This window comes from Streptomyces bottropensis ATCC 25435, assembly GCF_000383595.1.
Lineage (GTDB): Bacteria > Actinomycetota > Actinomycetes > Streptomycetales > Streptomycetaceae > Streptomyces > Streptomyces bottropensis.
In genome coordinates this window covers 822,140-844,512 of the sequence record NZ_KB911581.1, presented here as the reverse complement: position 1 = coordinate 844,512, position 22,373 = coordinate 822,140, and the positions used below count along the sequence as shown (strand labels likewise).

Below are 22,373 nucleotides of genomic sequence, written 5' to 3'. Positions count from 1 at the left end.
TCGGCCCGGCTTCTGGTCAGGCCGCGTTGGGCAGAGGGCGTCCGCCCCAGCGGATGCCCTTCTCGCTGCGGATGCGGGCGCGTTCTTTGCGTTGGGGGGCGCGGACGTCGGGGTGGCGGGCGTTGGCGCCGGCGCAGGTAGCGGTGCAGTGCCTGGGTCTGCGCGGGGTGGCTGCGGTGGTGGGAGTCGGCCAGGGTGAACTGCCGCAGCGGGCCGATGTGGGCCTCGATGGGGTTGGCCCAGGAGGCGTAGGTCGGGGTGAAGCACAGCTCGACCTTGTTCCTCTTCGCCCGGCGGCGGATGTCCGCGCCGGTGTGGGCGGAGAGGTTGTCCCGGATGGTGTAGATCGGGGCGCCGTCGGGTCGGGCTGCGCGGATCGACTTCAGCGCCGCCAAGGTGTTGGCGGTGCCTCTGCGACGGCGGTGACGCCCCACAGACGGTCGTCCCCGACGGAGCAGCAGCCGTGGAAGTAGGCGACGCCGTGGGTGCGGCGGTAGGTCGCCGGCAGCCGGTTGGGCTTGCCCTGCTTCGCCCAGCAGGAGCCCGCGGTGGGCCGGATCCCCAAGTGCCCGAACTCGTCGAAGGCGAAGACTCGGTCGGGGATTCGGTCCAGCACCTGCTCAATGCGGTTGAGCTTGGCGTCGCGGTCGGGATCCGGCGATTTCTTCCAGGTCTTGGTGTGCTGGAAGGTGATGCCGCGGCGCAGGAGCAGGCACCGTAAGGCTTCACGGCCGATACGGATGACGCGTCCATGCACTTTCCGCAGGTAAGCGGCGAGTTGGCGGATCGACCAGCGAGTGAAGGGCTGGCCGAGCCTGGTGGGGCGAGTGGTGGCCGACCGGATGACGAAGTCCTCGTCGTCAGGGCTGAGCAGGCGGGGACAGTCTCCCGCCGTCTCCCGCCCACTGAGGGTCCAGGCAGGCCAGGCCGATCTCGTTGAACCGGTGGATCACATCGCGCACGGTGTCCTCGTCCGCCTGGACCAGCTGGGCGATCACCGGCACCCGGTTCCCGCCCGCCGAGGCCGGCAGCATCACCGCACATTCAACCGTCGCGACCGTCAACCCGGCGAACCTACGTGGTCACAGCGCTAGGAAGATCGGGGCTATGCGGCTGTCATCTGAGCGAGGGCCTCCGCGCCCTCGTCGTTGGCACGCGCCGACGCCATGCGCACCTTGACGCGGTCCTCTACCTTGCACGAGGGCGAGAATCCGCCCCGCCCCGCCGCCTTGGACACCTCAACCCTGTCGACGAAGAGTTGAACGAGCATCCGGCGGTCTTCGACGTCGGCTCGCGCCCACCACGACGTTGGGCCGACGGGGTCGCCGTCCTCCGACGCTCCCCATTGCTCGATGGGAAGCGGCGGGAGGTCCGGGGATCCGACTTCCCGGATCTTCTCGTCGAGCCCCTTCAAGCGGTTCTCAAGCGACTGCTTGTCGGCCAGGAACTGACGGCGCCCGATCTCTCCGTCGTAGATCCCGATCTTAAGGTCGCTGTAGAGCTGCTCGATCGACCGCACGACCTGAGCACGCTCGCCAAGCAGTGCCGCACGGGCGCTTCGCGCCTCCGGGTTCTCCGTCATCCGAGCGAGGCGCGACATTGCTTCGACGATGATGTCCATCGTCTCGGGGTCGTCCCCGTCGGCGTTGCCGATGGCGGCCATGATGCGAGCGGCCACGTACGTATCCACGTCCTTCTGTTGGATCGTGCTCCCTCCCTCATGCGTGCCCGGCTCCACCACGCCCGACGGACGCGAGCACTTGTAGACGTCGCGCGAGCCGGTCATGGGGCGTCCGCACTCGCAGTAGAGCCGCTCCATGGCCGTCATGACGTACTTACTGACCGTCCCGCCCCGGGAACCCCGGCCACGCCCCGACAACCAGTCCTGTAGTTCGAAGAACTTGCCTGACGGGATCAGCGCTTCCCCGATGCTGATCGGATCTTCGTTTCCGTCACGGATGATGCGGTATCCGCTGACATTCCGCGTCGGATTACCGTCTGCGTCCGTCGCATAGACGGGCTCGGCGGACATTCCCGCGATGCGCGGATCAGTCAGCAGCCGTTTGACGGTCCGCTCGCGCCACATTCCGCCATTCTGTGTGACGACTTGGCGACTGTTGAGCCACGCCACGATGGCGCCCACTGACGCCGGGTGAGCATTCTGCTTTCCCGTCCACGGCCTGTCCTTGTACTCGAAGATGCGGTCTACCATCTTCAGTACTTCGCCCGCCTGATCGGTTCCGTCTTCCTGAACGGAAGCGGGACGGAGGCGGCGAATTGTGATTGCGGCCTGCTTACCGTCGTCACCGATGTAACTAATCGATTCGGGGTAGGACTCCAGCCCGTACGGGACGGCGCCTCCCGTCCACCCGCCAAGTTCCTTTGCAGATTTCTTCACGCTCGAAATCGTCTGACTCTTGTTCTTGCTGTCCGTGTGCGCGGCATCAAGGCGCATGATCAGCATGATCAGTTCCATCGTGTTGTCAGGAGAGAACGAACCCTCCGACACAGATGTGATGGTCACGCCGAGCGAGAACAGTTCGAGGACGATCGGGATAGCGTCCTTTGGCTCTCGACGAGAGAAACGCGTGACGTTGAAGACGATGATCTCGTGCACTAAGCCGTCACGGCAGTCATTGAGAAGCCGCTCGAAGGCTTTCCTGTTGACGCTCGGGTCGTATCCAGAGACCCCGATGTCGCGATAGTGCCCCTTGAACGAGCTGCCGCGCTCTCGCGCCTTTCTCTCCGTCGCTTCATCCTGCGTCTTCGGACTGGCTTCCGACTTGTCCGATTTGGCTTTTGACTGGCGGGTATATCCTGCGGCTACCCGGAGCACGGTTGCGACGTGCTCCGGGGCCTGAACCCCCGCCCGTGGAGTAAGGCTCACACGACCAAGGTACCCTAACTGCATGAAGCTGGGGCTTCGTACGGATAGCTCACACAGGCCATGGTGTCAGAGGCTCCGGAGATCTCGCCGACTGGTGTTTGCGCACACGTTTCGGCGAGCGGTCGCGGGGGAGGTCACTGACACGATGATCGGGTTGCGCGGCGGGGGTCACGCGGCCCAGAAATGCGTTCGGGTGGAGATATGCATCGCGGTGGCGGACTGGGCGACGGGACCGGTGACCTCGGTCCTCGTCGTGCCCGGCGGGGCAGGCACCGACGCGAGGCGGAGGAGGCCGCGGAGACCCGGCAGGAGCGCGGCGCGTCCACCGACCGGGGCGCCTCGGCCGACCGCGGCGGCCCTCCGGAGCGCACCGCGCCCACGGAGCGGAGCACACCGGGTGAGCTGACCGGACCGGCGACGCCCGGTCCGCAGGGCGGCCCGACGCCGGTGCCGCCGTCCGTACCCGTCGTTCCCGTGGTGCCCCCCGTACCTCCGGTACCTCCCGTGCCGCCGGCCCCGGTCGTACCACCCGCGCCCTCGGGGTCACCGGGGTCACAGCCCCCGTACACCCCGCAGGGTCGGCCGGGCGTGTACGGTCCGCAGGGTGCACACGGCACCCACGACGCACACGGTCAGCAGGGCGACGCCGACCGTACCGACCACACCGAGCGCGAAGCAGCGGATACCGACCGCTCCGAGACCGGTGGCGACCGTATACAGAGCGGTTCCGACCGTGTCCCGTCCAATGGCTCCGACCGGATCCAGAGCGGCGGGCCTGAGCGGATCGGGCGCCGCAGCCGTATGGACGGTATGGACCGTATGGATCGTGCCGATCATGTGGATCGCGTCAATCGTGTGGACGGAATGGATCAGACGGACCGGATGGACCGGCCTGACCTGGTGGATCGCAGGAGTCGCGCGGAGCGCAGGAGCCGCGCGGACCGCAAGGACCGTACGGACCGCATCGAGAGTGCGGACCGCACGGACCGGGTGGACGGCCTGGACCATGTGGTCAACCGGCTCCGGGCGGGGAGCGGGAATGGTGGTCGGGTGGGGGTGACGTACAAATACTTCGGCGCGCCCGACGGCGCGACCGCGGCCCGTGTCCCGATCTCGATGCGCCCCGAGGAACTCGGCGGCGACGAGCTCGGGATGAACGGCATGTTCACCAAGATCAAGCCGGAGACGATGGCCGCGATGGTGCTGACCGGCATCGAAGGCGTCCCCCTGCACAAGGTGCCCCCGCTCGAACTGGTCGTCCTGCACCCCGACTACGCCGTGGTGAAGCTCCCGATGACCGTCGTCGACCCGCTCAGGGGCATCGGCGAGGAAGCGGTCGGCGCGGCCGCGTTCATCTGGTCGACGGTCCCGGACCGGGGCGGCCCCCGTGACGCCTTCAACGTCTACCAACTCCTCCACGAGTGGCAGGACTTCAGCCACCGCCTGCACGAGGCGGGCCATCAGCCGTACTGCCTGGTCTGGCCGTGAGCTGACCTCCAGGAGGTCCGGGCGGGGTTCTCGCGACCCCGCCCTCGTCATGTGCCGGGCCGGCGCGCCCCCGGCCGGTCAGCTCCGCGGCGGCCGGGTCAGGCGCAGCAGCATCCCGGCGACCAGGGCCGTCTGGGCCGGGACCGTGTCCGGGAGGATGTACTCGCCACGGGCGTGGGCGCCGTCGCCGACCGCGCCCATGCCGCACAGGACGGGGAGGCCGAGGGCGGCGACGAAGTTGGCGTCGCTGGCCCCGCCGACGGCGGCGGTGGGCAACTCCTCGCGGCCCTGGGCGCGGGCGGCCTCGCGGGCGAGGTCCAGGAGCGGGGCGGAGGCGGCGCCGAGGGTCATCGGCGGACGGTTCCAGTCGTGGTCGACCTCGATGCGCACCCGGGGATCGGTGACCTCGATGGCGTCGAACTCGGCGTCCACACGGGCCTGTTCGGCCGCGCCGGCGACCCTGATGTCGATGCCCGCGGTGGCCGACCCGGCGACCACGTTGACCGCGGAACCGCCGCTGACCACCCCGGTGTTGACCGTCGTGCCCCGCTCGGGCGCGGCGACGGCCGCGGCCGCGATCACGAACTCGGACAGCGCCAGGATCGCACTCGCACCGTCCTGCGGCGCGAGCCCGGCGTGCGACTCGACGCCCGTGGCCGTGACACGGAAGATCCCGGTGCCCTTGCGGGCGGTCTTCACCGCGCCGTGCGCGGTCGGCTCCAGCACCAGCGTGGCGTCGGCCTTCCGGGCGGTCTCCTCGATCACCGGCCGGGAGGCGAGGGAGCCGATCTCCTCGTCGCCGTTGAAGACGAAGGTGACGGTGGGGACGGGGGCGCCGCTCTCCCGTGCCAGCCGAAGGGCCCAGATCCCCTGCGCCAGGCCCGTCTTCATGTCGAAGATGCCCGGCCCGCTGAGCCGCGTTCGCCCCTCCTGGCCGTTCGGCTCCGGAGGCTCCCAGCGGGCCAGCGTGCCCGTCGGCCACACCGTGTCGTAGTGGCCGACGAGCGCGATGTGCCCGCCCGCTCCGCCGGTGCCCGCGTAGGTCAGGGTCAGCGTGTCCCCGTACGTGCCGCCGGGGTGGCGGTGTTCGTGGTCCGGCGGGCCGAGGCGGGCGACCGCCGTCTCGCGCAGGCGGTCCAGGCCGGCCGCGAGGGCGGGCAGGTCGTAGCTGCTGGTCTCGTGGCGGACGAGGTCCAGGATGTCGGCGACGATGTCCGCCGCGACCTCCTGGGCGCGGGCGGTCAGGGCGGCGTCGGGGAGGGGGGAGGGGGCGCCGTGCGTTGCGGTCATGGTCTGCTTTCTCGATTTGCCCTGGCGGGCGGTCAGTTGATGCCGAAGGGGAGGCCCAGCAGGTACCAGGCCACGAAGAACGCGATCCAGACGACCCAGACGACGGCGGCGATCGGGATCGTGAAGGAGGCGAGGGTGCCGATGCCCGCGGACTTCCGGTACTGCTGGACGAAGCCGAGCGCCATCACGAAGTACGGGCTCATCGGGGTCACGCAGTTGGTGACGGAGTCGGCGACGCGGTAGACGGCCTGGGTGGTCTCGGGCTCGATACCGATGAGCATCAGCATGGGGATGAACACGGGCGCGGCCAGGGCCCAGAGCGCGGATCCGCTGGTGATGAGGAGGTTCATCAGGGTGATCAGTACGGCGATGCCGACCAGCACGGTCCAGCCGTCGAGCCTGAGGTCGCGCAGTGTCCCGGCGCCGTGGACGGCGAGGACGTTGCCGATGTTCGTCCACTTGAAGTAGGCGAGGAACTGGGAGATCGCGAAGAACAGGACGAGGATCGGGGCCATCGACCGGGCGCCGTCGGCCATCGCGGTGATGATGTCCCGGGCGGCGGAGAAGGTGCCGGTCATCCGGCCGTAGACGGTGCCGAGGACGGCGAAGAACACGCCGAGGACGAGTGCCGTCCCGCCGATGAGCGTGGAGTCGACGATGCCGCCGTGCTCGCCGCGCAGCGGTGAGGACGCGGGGGCCATGGCGGCGACCGTGAGCGCGAGACACCCGAGCGCGACCAGTCCGGTCGTGCGCAGGGCGCGGCGCTGACGCGGGGTGACCTCGATCGCCGCCAGTTCCTCGTCGCTCAGCGCGGTGACGGGCTCGTCGGGCTCCAGGTCGGGGCGGCGGGCGAGGACCTTGTCGACGACGAGGGTGATCACCAGGGCCACGAGGACGGACGAGGCGAGCCCGAAGAAGTAGTTGGCGACCGGGGTGACGACGTGGTCGGCCTCGACGGTGCGGGCGGCGGCGGTCGAGATCGACGACAGCAGGACGTCGGTGGTGGTCAGGGACGGCGAGGCGTCGTAGCCGGCCGAGATCGAGACGTAGGCGACGATGCAGCCGAGGACCGGGCTGCGGCCCGCCGCGCGGTAGACCAGGGCGCCGAGCGGGATGAGGGTGACGTACGCGGCGTCGCCGGCGACATGGCTGACCATGGCCGTCATCGACAGCGCGAAGGTCAGGTACCGGCCGGGGACGCGCGCGACCATGCGGCGCAGGAGGGCCGAGAAGAGGCCGCTGCGCTCGGCGACGGCGATGCCGAACATCACGGTGAGGATCGTGGCCAGGGGCGGGAAGGCGGCGTAGTTCTCGACCGCGCCCTCGACGGCCATCGTGATCCCGTCCCTGCTGAGCAGGGACAGCACCTTGATCCGCTCACCCGTCCCCGGGTGCACGGCCCCGGCCCCGGCCGCCGCCAGGACGGCGCTGAGGATTGCGACGACGCCCGCGAGGATCCAGAACAGCCAGAAAGGGTGGGGGAGCCGGTTGCCGGCGTTCTCTATCGCCGCGAAGCCCCGGAAGGCGGCGCGCAGGGTCTTCGACCGGGGTTCGGTGGGGGCGGGCGCCGGAATCCCGCTCGGGCCGGGGGCGCCCGGGTCCGGTGGCGGTGGCTGGGCAGAGGTGGCACTCATGGGTACCTCTTCACACAAGCGAGGGATGTTCCCGCATACGATGGCACCAGAGTGAGAGATTTCTTAGTCTCCCGTCGAAACATCGGGATGAATCGGCGGCAGTGAAGGAGGCGGATCTAAGGTGGGGCAGCATGACCCGCCCTCTCCTCGACGAGCTCGACCGGCGCCTCATCGGGGCCCTGCACCTGGCGCCCCGGGCGACCTGGGACGACATCGGCGGGATCCTGTCCGCCGACGCCGGCACCCTCAAACGCCGCTACGACCGGCTGCACGAGGCCCGCATGGTCCGTGTCATCGGGCAGGCCGACTGGGGCATGCACTCCTCGGCGATGCCCGTCCACGTCTTCCTGGACATCACCGGCGAGACCCCGCTGGCCGTCCTCGACCGGCTCCGGGCCCTGCCCCACCTCCAGCTGCTGGCCCAGATCTCCGGCGACTACCCGCTCTACGCCGTCGTGCACGCCCCCTCCGAGGCGGCCACGAGCGAGGCGATCGACCGGATGTTCTCCGTGCCCGGCGTGCGCCGCGTCAACGCGCTGCCCGCCCTCAGCACCCTGCGCCGGGGCATCACCTGGGACCCGCAGTTCCTGGGCGACGCCGAACGGGCCGAGCTGCTGAAGCTCGCCGGGGGCCGCTCCGAGGGCACCGCGACCGCGACCGCGTCGCCTCCCGCCAAGCCCCTCAGCGAGGCCGAACGCATCGTCGTCGCCCAGCTGATCCAGGACGGCCGGGCCTCCTCCGCGAGCATCGGACGCGGCGCGGGGCTGGCCACCTCCACCGCGCACCGCGTCGTCCGCCGGATCCTGGACGAACGCTGGGTGCGGCCCCGGCTGGAGATCGTGTCGGAGTGGCTCGGCTTCCAGACGCCGTTCATCCTCCGGCTGCGGGTCGCCCCCGGCGAGACCCCCGACGTCATGCGCCGCCTCGACCGGCTCCCGCAGACCCGCCTCGTCGCGCACGTCGCCAGTGACATGTCGATCCTCGCCTCGGGCCTGGTCACCGACCGCTCCGCCCTGGCCGCGTTCATCGACCACGAGCTCGCCGAGATCCCCGGCATCCTCACGGCCCGCGTCGACGTGATGCTCGCCGAGCCGCGCCGGTACTGGCTCGACCGCGACCTCGCCACGGGTCTGGGCACCTTCCACGCGCCCGCCCTGTTGTGAGGGGAACCCCGTGCGACGGGAGTGACGTCTCCGGAGTCGGGACAGAGGTCACGACCACGTAGGGAGAAGACCTTGGACAGCAAGGGATCAGGCCTCCGCCGTCGCACGGTGCTCGGTCTGGGCGGTTTGAGCGGCCTGGGCGCCGTGGGTGCGCTCGGCACGCTCGGTGCCGGGCCGGCGCACGCCTCGGCGCCGGGCGGTACGGGGCTCGCGGGCCGACTGGGCGAGCTGGAGCGGGAGTACTCCGCGCGGCTGGGGGTCTTCGCCCACGACACGGCCACCGGGCGCACGGTGGCGTACCGGGCGGACGAGCGGTTCCCCCTCTGCTCGGTGTTCAAGACGCTCGCGGCGGGGGCCGTGTTACGGGACCTCGACCGCGACGGCGAGTACCTCGCCCGGCGGATCCGTTACACCGAGGAGTACGTCAAGGCGGCCGGCTACTGCCCCGTCACGGGCACGGCCGAGAACGTCTCGGCCGGAATGACCGTCGGGGAGCTGTGCGCCGCGACCGTCTCGCACAGCGACAACGGGGCCGGGAACCTGCTGCTGCGCGAGCTGGGCGGGCCCACCGCGATCACCCGTTTCTGCCGCTCGCTGGGCGACCGGACGACCCGCCTCGACCGCTGGGAACCCGAGCTGAACACGGCGGAACCGTGGCGGACGACCGACACCACCACCCCGCGGGCGATCGGCGGGACCTACGCGCGGCTCCTCCTCGGCCGGGCCCTGCCGGACGCGGACCGGGACCTGCTGACCGGCTGGCTGGTCGCCAACTCGACGAACGTCGAGCGGTTCCGGGCCGGTCTGCCCGCCGACTGGACGCTCGCGGACAAAACCGGCGGCGGATCGGCGTACGGGGTCGCCAACGACGTCGGCGTCGTCCGGCCGCCCGGCCGCCCGCCCCTCGTCCTGTCCGTGCTGTCGACCAAGTACGACCCCGAGGGCCCCACGGACAACCCGCTGGTGGCCAGGGCGGCGGGGCTGGTCGCGGGAGCGCTCACGGCGTAACGGCGACCACCGGCCGGGGTCGGGCGGGTCTGCCGTCCGCACCCCGGTCGCCGCTGGCCCCGAGCCCCCTGTGGGCCGCAGCATGAGGGGCATGAGCGATGTGAACGACGCGAGCGGCATCAGTGACATGAGCGGTACGGGGGGCCTGGGAGGCAGCGGCGGGGTGCGGGTCTCGCGGCGGGCCCGCGGCGTCGCCCCCTTCTATGCCATGGAGTTCGCCAAGCAGGCCGCCGCGCTGTCCGCGCAGGGCCATGACGTCGTCAAACTCAGTCTCGGGGAACCGGACTTCGGTGCTCCTCCGGCCGTCGTGGCGGCGATGCGGGATGTCATGGACGGCCGGCCGATGACGTACACCGCGGCGCTCGGACTGCCCGCCCTGCGGGAGGCCGTCGCGGGGTTCTACGGCGCTCAGCACGGCGTCGAGGTCGACCCGGGCCGGATCGTCGTCACGGCGGGCGCCTCGGCCGCGCTCGTGCTGGCCACCGCCGCCCTCGTGGACCCCGGTGACGAGGTGCTCATCGGCGACCCCTCCTACCCCTGCAACCGGCAGATCGTCGAGAGCTTCGGCGCCGAGGTCACCCTCGTGCCCACCACCGCCGCGAGCCGGTTCCAGCTGGACGCGGCGGCGGTGCGGGCGCACTGGACGGACCGTACGCGCGGGGTCATGGTCGCCACCCCCTCCAACCCCACCGGCACCTCCGTCCCCGCCGACGAGCTGGCCGCGCTCTGCGACCTGGCGCGTGAGCGCGACGCCTGGCGACTCGTCGACGAGATCTACCTCGACCTCGGCGACCACGACGAGCGGGGCCGCCCGCCGCGCAGCGCGCTGTCGTTCGACCCCGGGGCCGTCGTGATCAACAGCTTCTCGAAGTACTTCGGCATGACCGGCTGGCGGCTCGGCTGGTGCGTCGTCCCCGAGACCCTCGTACCGGCCCTGGAACGCCTCGCGCAGAACTACTTCCTCTGTGCCTCGGCCCCCGCCCAGCACGCCGCACTCGCCTGCTTCACCCCCGAGTCGCTGGCGGTCTGCGAGGCCCGCCGGGTGGAGTTCGGCGCGCGGCGCGCGCTCGTCCTGGACGGGCTGGCACGGATCGGGCTGCCGGTCCCGGTGCCGCCCGACGGGGCGTTCTACGTCTACTTCGACGTCAGCGGGACCGGCCTCACGTCCTGGGAGTTCTGCGAACGCGCGCTGCGGGAGGCGCACGTCGCACTGACGCCCGGCCGGGACTTCGGCACGCACACCGCCGACACCCACGTCCGCCTCTCCTACGCGGCCTCGGCGGACGAACTGCGCGAGGGCATCGCCCGGCTGGGGAAGTTCCTGACGACGCTGCGGTGACCGGGCGCCCGGCCGGTTCACCGGTGGCGGGGCCGAGCGGGCGTCCGGCGGCGCATATCTTGGCGCCATGCAGTCCTACACGATCGGTCAGGCCGCGCGGCTGCTGGGGATCAGCCCCGACACCGCGCGGCGATGGGCGGACGCGGGCCGGGTGGCGACCCGCCGCGACGAGAACGGCCGCCGGCTCATCGACGGCAGGGACCTCGCCGCCTTCTCCGTGGAACTGGCCTCGGACACCGCCGACGAGGCCGACGCCCCCTACACGTCGGCCCGCAACGCCTTCCCCGGCATCGTCACCGCCGTGAAACTCGGTGACGTGGCGGCACAGGTGGAGATCCAGGCGGGCCCGCACCGCCTGGTCTCCCTGCTCACCCGGGAGGCCGTGGAGGAGCTGGGCCTGGAGGTCGGCATGGAGGCCACGGCCCGTGTGAAGTCGACGAACGTGCACATCGACCGCACCTGAACGAGCCCTCGACGGGCCGGCCTCACCACTCGGGAGCCAGCGCCCGCACCAGCCGGGAGACGGCAGCCGGGTCGGGCAGCCTCCCCAGCAGCCGCGCGACCTGCTCGCTCGCGAACGCCCGCTGCGCCTCGGTCACCTCCGGATCGACCGCGCACGCGGCCTGCACGCGGACGTAGTTCAGCTCCGTCGCGAAGAGCATGGAGAACGACTCCGTCCCCCGCACGACCGCACGGCCCCCCGCCTCCCGGTAGCCCCGCACCAGCCGCCGGGCGGCATCGGCGCGGAAGTCGTCACCGCCGGCCCACACATGGACGGCGCGGGCGAGTTCGCGCTCCGCCGACACGGGCCCGGCGTTGTCCCAGTCGAGGAGGACCGGTCCGGACCGCCCCACCAGCACGTTCTGCGGCCGCATGTCGAGATGCGAGGTCACCACGTCACCGCCTTCGCAGGGGGTGACGTACGCCGCCAGCTCCCTCGCCGGGCCGGCGACGAACCGCTCCAGCGCGTGTGCCCAGGGCACCCCGGCCCGCCCGACCGCCTCGCACAACGCGGCCCAGTCGCCCTCCCCGGGACACCGCTCGTACCACCCGTCGGGCGTCTCCTTCGTCCCCTCCCCGGCCCGGTGCAACACAGCGAGCGTCCGCCCGCACCACGCCAGTACCTCCGGATCGGCCGGGTCCGCCTCGCTCCCGTCGACCCAGTCGTACACCTTCACGTACGCCCCGCCCATCGAGTCGGGCAGCCGGGACGCATACGCCCCGTCCCGGTCCGCGAAGAGCCGGGGTGCGGAGATCCCCAACTCCTCGGCCGCGTCCCGTAAGGCCGCCTCCCGCCCCACCTGCTCCCCGTCACACCCGAACAGCAACTCCTTCACCGCCCACGATCCCCCGCCACCACCGGACAGCCTCCAGACCTGCCCCAACGCCCCCCGGGCGACAGGCACCATGTCCCACGCCCCGCCGCCGAGGCCATACACGTCCGCGATGAATCCCGCTCTGCTTCGCATGGGATCACCCCAGCACGGACCCGCCCGGCGCCGCCAGGTCGAACCACACCGCCTTGCCGTCGGGTCGGACGAGGCCGTCGCCCTGGGGGACGGTGGCGGACGTTCCCCAGTGGCCGTCCGTGAGGGCGTCGACCAGGTAGAGACCGCGGCCGCCCTCCTCCCAGCCGCCCTGGGTCAACTCCCGCATGACGGGCGGGTTCTCGTCGCCGTCGTAGACGATGACCCGGACGCGCCAGGACTCGACCGTCAGCCGGAGCACCGACCCTCCGCCCTTGGCGTGCACACAGGCGTTCGTGACCAGCTCGGACGTGCACAGGGCGGCGGCGTCGACGAGGGTGTCGAGGCCGAGGGCGCGCAGGACGGTGGCGACGAAGTCGCGGGCGATGTGGGGCGAGGTGTCGAGGGAGGGACAGGAGAGGGTGTAGGTCGTCGCCGCGGGCGAGAGCCAGGGGGCGGTGTCCGGGATCGGATCGGCGACATCAGGGGCGGTTTCGGTCATGGGCGATCAACTCCGTTGCGACGAGAAGGGATTGCTCGGGTCCCTACCGCGTCGGTGGCTCCTCCTCGGGTGTCGACGGCCCGGGGCGCGCTTTCAACTGGCGGTACGCAGGGGATGGAGTATGGGAGATTCGAGTACAGGGCTCGGTGCAGGCGGGATGTGTCTGAGTAATCAGGTGCACACTCTCCGTGAGCACAGGGACGACCGTAGTCGGCGTGTTCACGCCGCCGCAATGGGGTCGGTGGAAGTACTACGAAAGCGCACCGCCGGGACCCCCCGGCGACCGCGGCCCCCGGCCACCGCCCCGCCCCCTCCGGAGTGGCCCGCGGCCCCGCCCGGTGGTCGTGTGATGATGGGCGCCGGGCGCCCGTAGGGGACGGGCGGCGCTCCTCGCGGGGGCGGAAACGGGCACGGGGACGGAACTGTCATGACCAGTCGACTGCTCATGTCGTACAACGCGCAGGGCAAACGGGCCGGGGTGCCCGCCCGGGAGCCGGCGAGCGTGGCGGGGTCCACGCGGGCCACGGCGATCCTGGACCACGACGATCCACTGGTGGGGGCCCTCGCGCGCCGGGTGCTGAGCGAGGCGACACCGCGTGACGCGCTGCGGACCGCGCACCGGATCATCGCGCGGGACGTCCGCCCGGTGTACTCGGTGGAGGACCGCCGGCGCGTGTCGCGGACGCTGCGGCTGCGGCGCGGCTCGTGCAGTCAGCGGATGGCCGCGCTGGAGGCCGTCGCCCGGGCCGTACGCGTACGGACGCGGGTGCGCGGGCTGCTGGTGGACGGGACCTTCTGGTATCCGAGGTTCCCGCGGCTGAAGCCGTTCGTGCCGGAGCAGGTCCTGCTGGCCTGGCCGGAGTTCAGGATCAGCGGCGCGTGGCTCCCGATCGGCGACCTCTTCGACGCCCCCGCCCCGGGCGGCGACGGCTTCGCCAACCGGGGCGGCGAGACCCTGTTCGACGCGATCGCCCGAACGGGCGTCCGGTGGGACTCCTGCGGCACGGCCCCCGGCGCCTGCGACCTCTCCGCCCGGGTGGTCGCCGACCTCGGCCACTTCGACGACCGCGACGAACTCTTCGCGCGCCACGGCCAGACCCTGTGCCGGACGGCCCGCACGCTCGGCGAGCCGGTGCTCGGCCGCTGGAGCGCGGGCGCGACCCGGCCCACCGCCTGACGCGGCACCCCGGCCTCCCGGGTCGTGGCACCGCGCCCACGCCGGTCACAAAACGGCCTCCTCTCCCCCGCTCCCCCACATCCGGCGCCACCGGGCACTACGGTCACTCCACCCGAAACGCCCAGGGGGACGAGATGACCAACCCGTACACCGGCCCCACACCGTCGGCGCCCCGCCCGCCCGGCACCCGCCCGCTGCACAAGCGGGTCCTCGTGTGGATCGGCGGCTCCGCCCTGCTCATAGCGGGCACGCTCATCGGGTCAGCCGGGGGCGACGGACAGGAGGGCGTGCAGGCCGCCACCAAGCCCCGTACGACCGTCACGGCGACCGTGACGGCCACACCCGAGCCCGGCCCCACCGTCACCGAGACCGTCAAGGCCAAGGCGAAGCCGCGCCCCACCGTCACCGTCACCGAGACCGCCGTCGCGAAGGCGGCCGACAGCGGCAGCGACCCCGGCGGTGGCAGTGACGACACCGGCGGCCAGGACTCCGTCGGCACCTGTTCGATCGTCTCCAACTCCGGCAACTGCTATTCGGCGGGGCAGTTCTGCCGCAACAGCGACCACGGGGCCGTCACCACCACCGAGGACGGCACCGAGATCACGTGCGCCTACCGCTCGAACGCCTGGCGCTGGACCTACGCCTGACCGGACCGGGCCGGGCCGGACGGTGCCGACGGACCGAGCGGCCGGCCCCGGTCAGCCGCCGGCGTCCCGCACCGTGAACCCGGTCACCAGCCCCCCGCCCTCCCGCCGGAACGCGAACGGCGCGCCGCCGTGCGCGGCCGCCACCGCGCGCACGATCGACAGCCCGAGCCCGGACCCGGGCAGGCTGCGGGCGTCCGGGGCGCGGTAGAAGCGGTCGAAGATGCGTTCGAGGTCGCAGTCGGGGACACCGGGACCCCGGTCGAGGACCTCGACGCGAACGACATCCGAACCGGCACCCTCCTCACGCGCCCCACCCGCTGAGCGCAAGCCACCCGATTCCCACGCGCCACCCGGATCTCCCAGGCCGCCCGGACCCCCCTGGCCCCTCACCCCCGGCTCCCCCCACTCCTCCAGCCCGCCCAGCTCCCCCAGTTCTCCCGCCGACCCCCGCGCCACGACCACCACGATCGCCCCGGACCCCGCGCGGTCGAACTTCGCCGCGTTCTCCACCAGGTTGGAGATGGCCCGCTGGAGGGCCCCGGGCCGCCCCTCGACGGTCGTGTCACCGGCCACGCGGACGAGGACCTCGCGGCCGGTGCGGCGGCGGGCGGTCCCCGCGACGTCCTCCGCCAGGTCGGCCAGGTCGACCCGCTGCACGGGCTCGGTGCTGGACTGCCCGGCCGCGAGGTCGACCAACTCGTTGACCAGGTCGGTCAGTTCGAGGGCCTCCTGGGAGAGGTCGTCGACGAGTTCCGCACGCATCCGGGGCGGCAGCTCGTCGATGCGCCGCAGCAGCGAGATGTTCGTCCGCAAGGACGTCAGCGGGGTGCGCAGTTCGTGCCCGGCATCCTGGACCAGCCGCCGCTGGTCCTCCTCCGACTGGGCGAGGCGGACCAGCATGCGGTCGAAGGAACGTCCGAGCCGCCCCACCTCGTCCCGGCCCGCGACCGGCACCTGGATGCCCAGCCGCCCGGTCCGCGCCACGTCCTCCGCCGCCCCCGCCAACTGCACGAGCCGCCGGGTCTGCCGTCGCGCCAGCCACCATCCGAACAGCCCGGCGGAGATGACGATGCCGGACACGAACAGCAGGGTCCGCTGCTGCAGCTCCCGCAGCAGATCCTCCGTGTCGCTGAACTCCTGCGCGACCTGCACGGCGCCCCGGCCGCCGCCGAGGGCGACGGTCACCACCCGGTAGCGGTCGTCGCCGACCTCGACCTCACCGTGCTCGACCATCACCCCGGGCAGGGCCGTGTCGGCCGTACGGCGGTCCGCGTCGCGTACGGGCAGGCCGGGGGCGCCCTTCTCCAGGATCTCGCCGTGCGGGCCGAGCACCTGCACGTCGGTGCGGCCGGAACGGATCAGGTCGTCGCGCGGGCCGCCGCTGCCGCTCGGCGCGAAGTCCTGCGGGGTCAGCCGGTCCTGCTCGACCAGCTCCCGCAGATCACGCACGACCTCGGCGAACACGGTCTGCTCGTCGACCCGCACCAGCCGCGCCGCCGCGCTGTAGCTGAGGATCCCGACGAGGACGGTGACCACACACGCCACCGCCACGAACGACACGGTGAAGGTCGCCCGCAGCGAGGGGACCGGCCGCAGCCGGGCGAGCAGCCGGGACAGCCCCCGGACGGGACGCGGCGGCACCGGGCGCCGCCCTCAGTCTTCCCGCAGCGCGTACCCCACACCCCGCACGGTGTGGATCAGCGCCGGCGCCCCGGGCTCGTCGAGCTTGCGGCGCAGATAACCGACGTAGACGGCGAGGTTCTTGGAGCCGGGGCCGAAGTCGTAGCCCCAGATGCGGTCGTAGATCGTCGCGTGGTCGAGGACGATGCCCGCGTTGCGGACGAGCAGTTCCAGGAGGTCGAACTCGGTGCGGGTCAGCTCCAGTTCGCGTGTCCCGCGCCAGGCCCGCCGCGCCTGGACGTCCATCCGCAGCCCGGCGGCCGTGAGCAGCCCGCCGCCGTCCGGGGCCGCCGCCCCGGCCACCGCGCCCGCCGGTGGCGGGAGGGGGCGGGCGAAGCCGTCGTTGCCCGTCCTGCGCAGGAGTGCGCGCAACCGCGCGAACACCTCTTCCACGTCGAACGGTTTGACGACGTAGTCGTCCGCGCCGGCGTCGAGCCCGGCGATCCGGTCGGCGGTCTCCACGAGCGCGGTCAGCATCAGGATCGGAGTCCGGTCACCCTCCGCGCGCAGCACACGGCACACCTGGAGCCCGTCTATGCCGGGCATCATCACGTCCAGCACGAGCACGTCGGGCTGGGTGCGGTGGGCCTGGGCGAGCGCCTCGACGCCGTCGGCGACCGCCGTGACCTCGTACCCCTCCAGGGTCAGCGCGCGTTCCAGGGCATGGCGGATGGCGCGGTCGTCCTCGGCGAGCAGCACGTTCTGGGGCACCCCACCAGTCTGCCAAGGTCACCGGCGCCCACCACCTCGCCGGGGGCCCCGGACGGCCCTTCTTACCGGCCTCTCACCCCGACCGCGCGCCCGGCTTACCCCTCCGGAGCAGCGTGTCCGTGTGACACCCGCCCGCAAGGGAACCCGACCGGAGCGAACAGATGGAGTACAAAGGGTCCGAACCAGCCGAACCACCATCAGAAGCCGCACCACCGGACAACCATGCCGTCTTCGCACAACTGCATCACCGCACCCCCCACACCGTCGGAAGGCAGGGCCTTGAGCCGCCGCATGAAGATCGTGTTCCTGCTGCACAACGCGTACGCCATCGGCGGCACCGTCCGTACGACGTTGAACCTGGCGTCGGCGCTCGCGGACCACCACGACGTGGAGATCGCCTCGATGGCCCGTCACCTGGACGAACCGCGTTTCACGGTCGACCCCAGGGTCACGCTCGTCCCCCTGGTGGACATCCGCCCGTACAGCCCCGACCTGCGCGATCCCGCCCAGGTGCAGCCCGCCGTGGACTTCCCGACGCAGGACAAGCGGCACCGCCAGTACAGCCGGCTCACCGACCTGCGGGTCCGCGCCTATCTGGCCCGCTGCGGCGCGGACGTCGTCATCGGCACCCGCCCCGGCATCAACGTCTACGTCTCCCGCTTCGCGCCGCGCCGCGCCCTGCGCATCGGCCAGGAGCACCTGCGCCACGACGCCCACGGCAAGCAGCTCCGCAGGGTCCTCGCCCGCCACTACCGCACCCTGGACGCGGTCGTCACGACCACGGCGGCGGACGCGGCGGTGTACCGCGCACGGATGAATCTGCCGGGCGTACGGGTGATGCCGGTGCCCAACATCGTCCCGCCGGCCTCGGTCGCCCCGTCCGACGTCACGGCCCCCGTCATCGCGGCCGCCGGCCGCCTGGCCCGCGGCAAACGCTTCGACCTCCTGCTGGAGGCGTTCGCGAAGGTCGCCGCGAAGGAACCGGACTGGCAGCTGCGCATCTACGGCGGCGGCAAGCAGAAGGACCGGCTGGAGGCCCTGATCGAGGACCTCCGCCTCACCGACCGGGCCCATCTGATGGGCCCGCACACGCCGATCGAGGAGGAGTTCGCGCGCGCCTCCGTCGTCGTCAGCGCCTCGGACGCCGAGTCCTTCGGCATGACCCTCGTCGAGGCCATGCGCTGCGGCGTACCCGTCGTCAGCACCGACTGCCCGCTCGGCCCCGCCGAGATCATCACCGACGGCACCGACGGCCGCCTCGTCCCCGTCGACGACCCCCACGCCCTCGCCGAGGCCATTCTCGACCTCATCGCCGACCCGGACCTGCGCCGCGCCATGGGCCGCGCCGCCCTCGCGAGCGCCCACCGCTACGACCCGGCCCCGATCGTCGCCGAGTACGAGCGCCTGTTCGCCGAGCTGCGCGCGACGCGGGTCCACCGCGCCTGGGAGCGGGAGGTGACGCGGGTACGGGCCTGGCTGGGGTACCGGCTGCGTTCCTGGGAGAGGGCGAGGCCGGCGTTCCTCAGGGCCGCGGGACTGTCGCAGCCCCGGCTCCGCCGCGCGGGTGCGGGCAACCACGAACAACCCGTGGCCTGAGGCCCGCACCGCCCCGACGGCGAGGCTCAGCCCCGCAGCGCCGCCAGCTGTTCGGCGAAGGGGACGACGACGAACTCCTCGGGCTCGGCCGGCGTGGCGGCCGCCTCCCGGGACAGCCCGCCCATCAACCGGCTCAGCTCCGCGGCCGCCCGCTCGATCCGCCCGGCCAGCCCCTGCGCACCCCAGTCCTCGGAGGCGGCGTACACCCCCGTGGGCACGACCACGGCCCGCAGGTACGCGAACAACGGCCGCATCGCGTGCTCCAGCACCAGCGAGTGCCGGGCCGATCCCCCGGTGGCGGCGATCAGCACCGGCTTGCCCGCCAGCGCGTCGCGGTCGAGCACGTCGAAGAACGACTTGAACAACCCGCTGTACGAGGCGGAGAACACCGGTGTCACCACGACCAGCCCGTCGGCCCCCGCCACCGCGTCGAGCGCGGCGGCGAGCTTTCGGCCGGGGAACCCGTTGGTGAGGTGGTGCGCGATCTCCACGGCCAGGTCGCGCAGTTCGACGACCTGGACCTCCACCGAGGCGTCGTGCCCGGCGACCGCCGCGGCCAGCCGGTCCCCCAGCAACCGCGTGGACGACGGCACGCTCAGCCCCGCCGAGACGACGACCAGCTTCATGCCACGCTCTCCTTCTTCTCGACGCCCTTCGCGTCCTTCGTGCCCGCGTTCCGCGTCCCCGCGCCCTTCTCCGCCGCGGCCAGCAGCGACCCGTGCGTCGGCGCGTCCGGCACCTGAGCCGGCCGCCCCTTCGCGAACTCCGCGCGCAGCACCGGCACGACCTCCTCGCCGAGCAGGTCGAGCTGCTCCAGCACGGTCTTCAGGGGCAGCCCCGCGTGGTCGAGGAGGAACAGCTGCCGCTGGTAGTCACCGGCGTACTCCCGGAAGGCCAGCGTCTTCTCGATCACCTGCTGCGGCGAGCCGACGGTGAGCGGGGTCTGGTCGGTGAAGTCCTCCAGGGAGGGCCCGTTGCCGTACACCGGCGCGACGTCGAAGTACGGCCGGAACTCCCGCACCGCGTCCTGCGAGTTCCTGCGCATGAACACCTGCCCGCCGAGTCCCACGATCGCCTGCTCGGGCGTGCCGTGCCCGTAGTGCGCGAACCGCTGCCGGTACAGCTCGACCATCCGCTTGGTGTGGTCGGCCGGCCAGAAGATGTTGTTGTGGAAGAAGCCGTCACCGTAGAACGCGGCCTGCTCGGCGATCTCGGGCGAGCGGATGGAGCCGTGCCAGACGAACGGCGGTACGTCGTCCATCGGGCGGGGGGTGGAGGTGAAGCCCTGGAGCGGCGAGCGGAACTTGCCCTCCCAGTTGACGACGTCCTCGCGCCACAGGCGGCGCAGCAGCGCGTAGTTCTCCACGGCGAGGTTGATGCCCTGCCGGATGTCCTGCCCGAACCAGGGGTAGACGGGCCCGGTGTTGCCGCGCCCCATCATCAGGTCCACCCGGCCGTCGGCCAGGTGCTGGAGCATCGCGAAGTCCTCGGCGATCTTCACCGGGTCGTTGGTGGTGATGAGGGTGGTGGAGGTGGAGAGGACCAGCTTCTCCGTGCGCGCGGCGATGTAGCCGAGCATGGTCGTGGGCGACGAGGGCACGAAGGGCGGGTTGTGGTGCTCGCCGGTGGCGAAGACGTCGAGCCCGACCTCCTCCGCCTTGAGCGCGATCGCGACCATCGCCTTGATGCGCTCGCGCTCGGTCGGCGTCCGGCCCGTGGTGGGGTCCGGAGTCACGTCTCCGACACTGAAGATCCCGAACTGCATCATCGCTGCCACCCTCCCAGGTTGTTTACGATTCAACTATACCCGTGAACGAGGGCCCCCTCTCCACTATTCCTCCGGAGCGTTCCTCCGGAGGAGGAGCACGCGCCGGAGCACTGTCAGTGGTCGTCCCTACGATCTCCTCATGGCCGCCCCACGCCGTGACACCCGAGGCATCGTCGACGCCCCGGAGCTTTTCGCCCGGGTCCGCTTCCGCCGCCGCGAACCCGCCGAGCCGCTGCGCCCGTATCTGGAGCACTACTGGCTGATCGACTGGGACCTGCCCGAGCCGTACGTCTCCCAGGTCGTCCCGCACCCCTCGGTCAACGTCGTCTTCCAGCGCTACGAGGAACAGGAGCCCTTCGCCGAGATCTCCGGCGTCGGCCTCGGCCTCTTCACCCAGAAACTGCAGGGCAGGGGCCGGGTCTGCGGCATCCAGTTCCGCCCCGGCGGCTTCCGCCCCTTCACCCCGGCCCACCCCGCGACCCACTGGACCGGCCGCCGCGTACGACAGCCCGAGGCCTTCCCCGACACCGCCGTCGCCCCGGCCGCGATCCTCACCCCCGAGGACGAGGACACCCGCGTCGCCGCCCTCGACGCGTTCCTGACCGGGCTCGCCCCGGAGCCCGACCCCCAGGCGGACCTCGCCATGGCCCTGGTCACCCGCATCCGCACCGACCGCACCATCCGCCGCGTCACCGACTTCGCCCGCGCCGAGGGCCTGTCCGTACGGCTCCTGCAGCGCCTGTTCTCCGCCTACGTGGGCGTCGGCCCCAAGTGGGTCATCCTGCGCTACCGCATCCACGAGGCCCTGGAACGCGCCGAGACCGACCGGGCCGTCGACTGGGCCGTCCTCGCCGCCGACCTCGGGTACGCCGACCAGGCCCACCTCGTCCGCGACTTCACGGCCACGGTGGGGGTGCCCCCGACGGCGTACGCGGACGCGATGTCCTCGGCCTGACCGACGGCGGACTTCCCGGGCGGCGGCTATTTCGCGTGCATGACCGCGTAGATCATCACGAAGGCCACGATGTGGATGCCGAAGAGGAAGTACGCGAGGTACCACCACACGTACCGCTCGTTCCTCTTCTCCTCGGCGAGCCGGCGCCGCTCGGCCGCCTGGTCGGCGGCCCCCGGCGCCGGACCGTCCTTCGGCGCCCTGCCCTCATCCGGCGCCATCACAGCTCCCGGTGGACCTTGGTGTTGGAGGCCTGGGCGCGCGGGCGCAGGACGAGGAGGTCGACGTTGACGTGGCTGGGCCGGGTGACCGCCCAGGTGATCGTGTCGGCGACGTCGTCGGCGGTCAGGGGCTCCGCGACGCCGGCGTAGACGCTCGCCGCCTTCTGCGCGTCGCCGCCGAAGCGGGTCAGGGCGAACTCGTCCGTCTTCACCATGCCGGGCGCGACCTCGATGACCCGGACCGGTGTGCCGACGATCTCCAGCCGCAGCGTCTCGGCGAGGACGTGCGCGCCGTGCTTGGCGGCGACATAGCCCCCGCCGCCCTCGTAGGTCCCGTGCCCGGCCGTCGACGACACCACGACCACCGTGCCGTCACCGCTCGCGGTCAGCGCGGGCAGCAGGGCCTGGGTGAGGTTCAGCGTGCCGATGACGTTCGTCTCGTACATCGTGCGCCAGTGGGCCGGGTCGCCGGTCGCCACCGGATCGGCGCCGAGCGCGCCGCCCGCGTTGTTGACCAGCACACCGATCTTCTTGAACGCGGTCGCGAACTCGTCGACCGCCGCGCGGTCCGTGACGTCCAGGGGGTACGCGGTGGCCTGCCCGCCCCCGTCGTTGATCTCCTCGGCCAGCGCCTCGATACGGTCCTTGCGGCGCGCGCTCAGCACCACGCGGTACCCCGCGGCGGCGAGCTGCCGGGCCGTGGCGGCGCCGATCCCGCCGCTCGCACCGGTGACGACGGCGATGCGGGAGGCGGCGGACGGGGCGGCGGTGGCCATGAGCTGCTCCTGAGCGTGGGCGAGCGTACGCGCGTGTGAACAGTGCGTGCGCGGGTGTGCGAGTCGAA

The 22,373-nt window shown here is 72.0% G+C and carries 21 protein-coding genes and 1 pseudogene; 9 read left to right on the top strand and 13 right to left on the bottom strand.

The annotated features are described in order from the left end of the window. Positions 1–16: 16 nt before the first annotated feature. From STRBO_RS39880 to STRBO_RS43370, 3 genes and pseudogenes are all read right to left on the bottom strand, one after another. A pseudogene (locus STRBO_RS39880) lies at positions 17–1,040 on the bottom strand (IS630 family transposase); the annotation flags it as partial. 65 nt (positions 1,041–1,105) lie between these two features. Then, a complete protein-coding gene (locus STRBO_RS0103750; RefSeq protein WP_245170573.1) occupies positions 1,106–2,887 on the bottom strand; it encodes a recombinase family protein in 1,782 nt (593 codons plus the stop codon). Positions 2,888–3,439: 552 nt separating this feature from the next. Next, complete coding sequence (locus STRBO_RS43370; protein WP_020113805.1) at positions 3,440–3,724, bottom strand: hypothetical protein; 285 nt, start codon at positions 3,722–3,724, stop codon at positions 3,440–3,442. Positions 3,725–3,937: 213 nt separating this feature from the next. Between STRBO_RS43370 and STRBO_RS0103740 the strand changes: the two genes are divergently transcribed. Further along, positions 3,938–4,375, top strand: coding sequence for a hypothetical protein (locus tag STRBO_RS0103740; RefSeq protein WP_003974483.1), 438 nt, complete (start codon positions 3,938–3,940; stop codon positions 4,373–4,375). A 78-nt stretch (positions 4,376–4,453) separates the two neighbouring features. Here STRBO_RS0103740 and STRBO_RS0103735 read toward each other — a convergent pair whose 3' ends face one another. Next, on the bottom strand, positions 4,454–5,665 hold the full coding sequence (locus STRBO_RS0103735; protein ID WP_005476481.1) for a M20 family metallopeptidase: 1,212 nt from the start codon (positions 5,663–5,665) through the stop codon (positions 4,454–4,456). 32 nt (positions 5,666–5,697) lie between these two features. Next, on the bottom strand, positions 5,698–7,299 hold the full coding sequence (locus STRBO_RS0103730) for an AbgT family transporter (RefSeq protein WP_005476483.1): 1,602 nt from the start codon (positions 7,297–7,299) through the stop codon (positions 5,698–5,700). 131 nt (positions 7,300–7,430) lie between these two features. On the opposite strand from STRBO_RS0103730, the gene STRBO_RS0103725 reads away from it, so the two are divergent. The 4 genes from STRBO_RS0103725 (at position 7,431) to STRBO_RS0103710 (ending at position 11,272) form a co-directional block, all read left to right on the top strand. Beyond that, entirely contained in the window at positions 7,431–8,462 is a 1,032-nt protein-coding gene (locus STRBO_RS0103725) for an Lrp/AsnC family transcriptional regulator (RefSeq protein WP_005476484.1), read from the top strand. Positions 8,463–8,534: 72 nt separating this feature from the next. After that, positions 8,535–9,470, top strand: coding sequence for a class A beta-lactamase (gene bla / locus STRBO_RS0103720; RefSeq protein WP_063743177.1), 936 nt, complete (start codon positions 8,535–8,537; stop codon positions 9,468–9,470). A 91-nt stretch (positions 9,471–9,561) separates the two neighbouring features. Beyond that, entirely contained in the window at positions 9,562–10,809 is a 1,248-nt protein-coding gene (locus STRBO_RS0103715) for a pyridoxal phosphate-dependent aminotransferase (protein ID WP_005476486.1), read from the top strand. A gap of 67 nt (positions 10,810–10,876) precedes the next feature. Beyond that, a complete protein-coding gene (locus tag STRBO_RS0103710) occupies positions 10,877–11,272 on the top strand; it encodes a TOBE domain-containing protein (RefSeq protein WP_005476487.1) in 396 nt (131 codons plus the stop codon). Between the two features lie 22 nt (positions 11,273–11,294). Here the strand turns inward: STRBO_RS0103710 and STRBO_RS0103705 are convergent, their stop codons facing one another. Continuing rightward, entirely contained in the window at positions 11,295–12,278 is a 984-nt protein-coding gene (locus tag STRBO_RS0103705; RefSeq protein ID WP_005476488.1) for a phosphotransferase enzyme family protein, read from the bottom strand. A gap of 4 nt (positions 12,279–12,282) precedes the next feature. Continuing rightward, the gene (locus tag STRBO_RS0103700) at positions 12,283–12,777 is read right to left on the bottom strand and encodes an ATP-binding protein (RefSeq protein WP_005476489.1); all 495 of its coding nucleotides are present in this window, start codon (positions 12,775–12,777) and stop codon (positions 12,283–12,285) included. 427 nt (positions 12,778–13,204) lie between these two features. Here STRBO_RS0103700 and STRBO_RS0103695 point away from each other — a divergent pair, with 427 nt between their 5' ends. Both STRBO_RS0103695 and STRBO_RS0103690 read left to right on the top strand, forming a co-directional pair. Continuing rightward, positions 13,205–13,954 carry a transglutaminase domain-containing protein gene (locus tag STRBO_RS0103695; protein ID WP_005476490.1) on the top strand — a complete coding sequence of 250 codons (750 nt, stop codon included), beginning with the start codon at positions 13,205–13,207 and terminating at the stop codon, positions 13,952–13,954. A gap of 134 nt (positions 13,955–14,088) precedes the next feature. Next, positions 14,089–14,601, top strand: a complete 513-nt coding sequence (locus STRBO_RS0103690; protein ID WP_005476493.1) for a hypothetical protein — start codon at positions 14,089–14,091, stop codon at positions 14,599–14,601. A gap of 51 nt (positions 14,602–14,652) precedes the next feature. Here the strand turns inward: STRBO_RS0103690 and STRBO_RS0103685 are convergent, their stop codons facing one another. Then, entirely contained in the window at positions 14,653–16,242 is a 1,590-nt protein-coding gene (locus STRBO_RS0103685; protein WP_005476495.1) for a sensor histidine kinase, read from the bottom strand. A 12-nt stretch (positions 16,243–16,254) separates the two neighbouring features. After that, a complete protein-coding gene (locus STRBO_RS0103680; protein ID WP_005476498.1) occupies positions 16,255–16,992 on the bottom strand; it encodes a response regulator transcription factor in 738 nt (245 codons plus the stop codon). A 291-nt stretch (positions 16,993–17,283) separates the two neighbouring features. Between STRBO_RS0103680 and STRBO_RS0103670 the strand changes: the two genes are divergently transcribed. After that, positions 17,284–18,588: a glycosyltransferase family 4 protein gene (locus STRBO_RS0103670; RefSeq protein WP_005476501.1), complete on the top strand. Its 1,305-nt coding sequence runs from the start codon at positions 17,284–17,286 to the stop codon at positions 18,586–18,588. A 26-nt stretch (positions 18,589–18,614) separates the two neighbouring features. Here STRBO_RS0103670 and STRBO_RS0103665 read toward each other — a convergent pair whose 3' ends face one another. Both STRBO_RS0103665 and STRBO_RS0103660 read right to left on the bottom strand, forming a co-directional pair. Further along, entirely contained in the window at positions 18,615–19,214 is a 600-nt protein-coding gene (locus STRBO_RS0103665; protein WP_005476502.1) for a CE1759 family FMN reductase, read from the bottom strand. Then, a complete protein-coding gene (locus STRBO_RS0103660) occupies positions 19,211–20,353 on the bottom strand; it encodes an LLM class flavin-dependent oxidoreductase (protein ID WP_028796447.1) in 1,143 nt (380 codons plus the stop codon). Before STRBO_RS0103660 ends, STRBO_RS0103665 begins: the two co-directional genes overlap by 4 nt. Before the next feature lie 142 nt (positions 20,354–20,495). Between STRBO_RS0103660 and STRBO_RS0103655 the strand changes: the two genes are divergently transcribed. Next, positions 20,496–21,311 (top strand): helix-turn-helix transcriptional regulator, encoded by an 816-nt coding sequence (locus tag STRBO_RS0103655; protein WP_005476504.1) that lies wholly within the window; start codon positions 20,496–20,498, stop codon positions 21,309–21,311. A gap of 26 nt (positions 21,312–21,337) precedes the next feature. Here STRBO_RS0103655 and STRBO_RS0103650 read toward each other — a convergent pair whose 3' ends face one another. Next, complete coding sequence (locus tag STRBO_RS0103650) at positions 21,338–21,529, bottom strand: hypothetical protein (RefSeq protein WP_005476505.1); 192 nt, start codon at positions 21,527–21,529, stop codon at positions 21,338–21,340. Continuing rightward, the gene (locus STRBO_RS0103645) at positions 21,529–22,305 is read right to left on the bottom strand and encodes an SDR family NAD(P)-dependent oxidoreductase (protein ID WP_005476506.1); all 777 of its coding nucleotides are present in this window, start codon (positions 22,303–22,305) and stop codon (positions 21,529–21,531) included. Before STRBO_RS0103645 ends, STRBO_RS0103650 begins: the two co-directional genes overlap by 1 nt. Between the last annotated feature and the right edge of the window lie 68 nt (positions 22,306–22,373).